Source organism: Citrobacter sp. wls710 (genome assembly GCF_005281115.1).
GTDB classification, from domain to species: Bacteria; Pseudomonadota; Gammaproteobacteria; order Enterobacterales; family Enterobacteriaceae; genus Citrobacter; species Citrobacter werkmanii.
This window is the reverse complement of sequence record NZ_SZXD01000005.1, coordinates 1-1,816: the sequence shown is the minus strand read 5'-3', so window position 1 is coordinate 1,816 and position 1,816 is coordinate 1. Positions and strand designations below refer to the sequence as shown.

The window sequence follows — 1,816 nt, the reverse complement described above, 5'->3', positions numbered from 1 at the left end:
AGGCATAAGCAGGAGAACAACAAAACAGACAGTAATCAGAGCAGCAGAAAAAAGAAGAACAGTAGCAGTAGCAGTAGCAGTAGCAGTAGCAGGAACAACAACATCATCAGTAACAGGCAAATGACAGGTCTGAAAAGACAGAAGCCCACAGCAGAACGTCCGCGTAATGAAAGGGGCGGCGCGTAAGCGCGGCCCCTTTCAGCGCCACCGGCGCGCGGTCTTTTCCCGGCGCGGGCAGACGGGCATTTATCCTCCCGCCTGCCCGGAGTCATCAGGCACGCAGACGAATAATCATCGTCGGAACACGGGTATAAGCAAATGTGCCGCACGGCAGCACCTCGCGGACATCAGAAAACGGTAACAGCTTCTCCTGCTGGCGCGGCCCGTTCAGACAGACGGCAACCAGCACACCACCCGGACGCAACAGGGAAAAAGCCCGCAGGATATGCCGGATATCCTGCCCGTGACTGAACGGCGGATTCATGATAATCCGGCTGTAATACTGCACCGGCTGCCATTCCATGAAGTCGCCACACTGAACCCTGACACCGTTAAAATTATCCCGCAGATACCGGACCAGCCCGCTGTTAATCTCCACCGCATCACACATGGCCCCCGGCGCGACATGACGAATCGCCCGCAGTATGGCCCCGGTGCCGGCAGAGGGTTCCAGAATGTGATCACGGTTGCTGATCTCCGCCAGCGTCACCAGGCGATCACAGACCGGGGCAGGAGTCACAAAAAGCTGAGATTCAGCCCGGATTTCAGCAACCGGCGCGGCGTTATCCAGCCTTGCGCGCATCAGCCGGATACGTTCTTTTAACTGACTGTGCATATCATTATCTCCGTCATCCCCCGGGGATTTCCCGGGGGGATATACCTTATTTCTGCGGGATTTCCGTGATTTTCATGTCGGTGATATACACATTCACCAGGCGGAAATTATTGTCCATTGTGCGGCGGTAGCGGTATGCCCCGTGGTCTTCTGTCTCTGCCACACTGCGCACGGCCTTACAGTCCCGGGGCAGGGCGGCCCACTGCGCCTTTGTCATTTCCCGGAAACCTTCCCCCGGATAGTTGACTACCGGCGGACGCTTCGCGGCCTGGCTGGCGACGGCAGCCTCTTCTGCCGATGGTGCTTTGTAGTCCGTGATGCGATCGGGCGTCACTTTCATCGTGCCGCTGTACCCGAGAAAACTGTAATTCGGCGTTGTGACTGAACTCACCGCCCCGTTGCTTTTGTTCACGCGGATGATGGTCAGCCACTCGCCCCGGCTGAAAACCTGTCCGCCCGGCTCAAAATCCTGTGTCCGGGTAACCACGCCGCCGCTTTCGTCCAGCATGGCACGCTCATAGATCAGGCGGTTCTGATAGTGGTTAACCCAGCGTTGCTGATGCTGAATCTGCCGTTCATGACAGCGGATCGCAATTTCGCGGGCCTGCTCCGTGGTGATGATGTCATCATCCAGGGCCGACCATAACGATCGACTTCCTTCATACTGGCTTTTTTCTGCCGGGCGCGGATACGTATCCAGCGGGAAACAGGCGCTGATATGGTCATGACTGCTGATGAGTTTTGCCATATTCAGATCCAGCGATTCAGCCCGCCACATCGTCAGATATTTCTGCGACTGTGCGATGGTCTTTTCAGCCTTGCGCAAATCAGCTTCGATTTTTTTGATACGACGCCAGCGAACGTCCGGACGTTCTTTATACTTCGCGTGAAGCAGTGCCGACCGCGCACGTTCTTCCCAGTATTCCGCACGTTCAAAGAGCATCACGGCACGTTTCATGCCGTTTTCAATACGCTGCGCAT

Annotated in this window: 2 protein-coding genes and 1 pseudogene; all 3 read right to left on the bottom strand. The window is 56.3% G+C overall.

Annotated elements, in window-relative coordinates; all coding sequences use genetic code 11:
• Window positions 1-120 (bottom strand): annotated as a pseudogene (locus FDX14_RS25690) (transporter); the annotation flags it as partial.
• Between the two features lie 151 nt (window positions 121-271).
• Window positions 272-835 carry a methyltransferase gene (locus tag FDX14_RS01955; RefSeq protein WP_001309257.1) on the bottom strand — a complete coding sequence of 188 codons (564 nt, stop codon included), beginning with the start codon at window positions 833-835 and terminating at the stop codon, window positions 272-274.
• Between the two features lie 46 nt (window positions 836-881).
• Window positions 882-1,816, bottom strand: a 935-nt coding sequence (locus tag FDX14_RS01950; RefSeq protein ID WP_137348925.1) for a DUF3560 domain-containing protein, incomplete at its 5' end; no start/stop codon positions are given.

Excerpts from the sequence above, each read along its gene's own strand:
- FDX14_RS01955 (WP_001309257.1), bottom strand. The coding sequence starts at position 835 with ATGCACAGTCAGTTAAAAGAACGTATCCGGCTGATGCGCGCAAGGCTG.